Raw genomic sequence first — 1,144 nt, 5'->3', positions numbered from 1 at the left:
GGCCTGCGCGGAAGATGTAACGGGGCTAAACCATGCACCGAAGCTGCGGCAGCGACACTATGTGTTGTTGGGTAGGGGAGCGTTCTGTAAGCCTGTGAAGGTGTACTGTGAGGTATGCTGGAGGTATCAGAAGTGCGAATGCTGACATAAGTAACGATAAAGCGGGTGAAAAGCCCGCTCGCCGGAAGACCAAGGGTTCCTGTCCAACGTTAATCGGGGCAGGGTGAGTCGACCCCTAAGGCGAGGCCGAAAGGCGTAGTCGATGGGAAACAGGTTAATATTCCTGTACTTGGTGTTACTGCGAAGGGGGGACGGAGAAGGCTATGTTGGCCGGGCGACGGTTGTCCCGGTTTAAGCGTGTAGGCTGGTTTTCTAGGAAAATCCGGAAAACCAAGGCTGAGGCGTGATGACGAGGCACTACGGTGCTGAAGCAACAAATGCCCTGCTTCCAGGAAAAGCCTCTAAGCATCAGGTAACATCAAATCGTACCCCAAACCGACACAGGTGGTCAGGTAGAGAATACCAAGGCGCTTGAGAGAACTCGGGTGAAGGAACTAGGCAAAATGGTGCCGTAACTTCGGGAGAAGGCACGCTGATATGTAGGTGAAGTCCCTCGCGGATGGAGCTGAAATCAGTCGAAGATACCAGCTGGCTGCAACTGTTTATTAAAAACACAGCACTGTGCAAACACGAAAGTGGACGTATACGGTGTGACGCCTGCCCGGTGCCGGAAGGTTAATTGATGGGGTCAGCGCAAGCGAAGCTCTTGATCGAAGCCCCGGTAAACGGCGGCCGTAACTATAACGGTCCTAAGGTAGCGAAATTCCTTGTCGGGTAAGTTCCGACCTGCACGAATGGCGTAATGATGGCCAGGCTGTCTCCACCCGAGACTCAGTGAAATTGAACTCGCTGTGAAGATGCAGTGTACCCGCGGCAAGACGGAAAGACCCCGTGAACCTTTACTATAGCTTGACACTGAACATTGAGCCTTGATGTGTAGGATAGGTGGGAGGCTTTGAAGTGTGGACGCCAGTCTGCATGGAGCCGACCTTGAAATACCACCCTTTAATGTTTGATGTTCTAACGTAGACCCGTGATCCGGGTTGCGGACAGTGTCTGGTGGGTAGTTTGACTGGGGCGGTCT

The 1,144-nt window shown here is 53.1% G+C and carries 1 rRNA gene; it reads left to right on the top strand.

Features of this window, described 5'->3' with window-relative positions:
* A 23S ribosomal RNA gene (locus FFT88_RS24960) occupies positions 1 to 1,144 on the top strand; the annotation flags it as partial.

Source organism: Escherichia sp. E4930 (assembly GCF_005845405.1).
GTDB lineage: Bacteria > Pseudomonadota > Gammaproteobacteria > Enterobacterales > Enterobacteriaceae > Escherichia.
The sequence above is the reverse complement of the archived record's forward strand: the minus strand, read 5'-3'. Positions and strand labels throughout refer to the sequence as shown.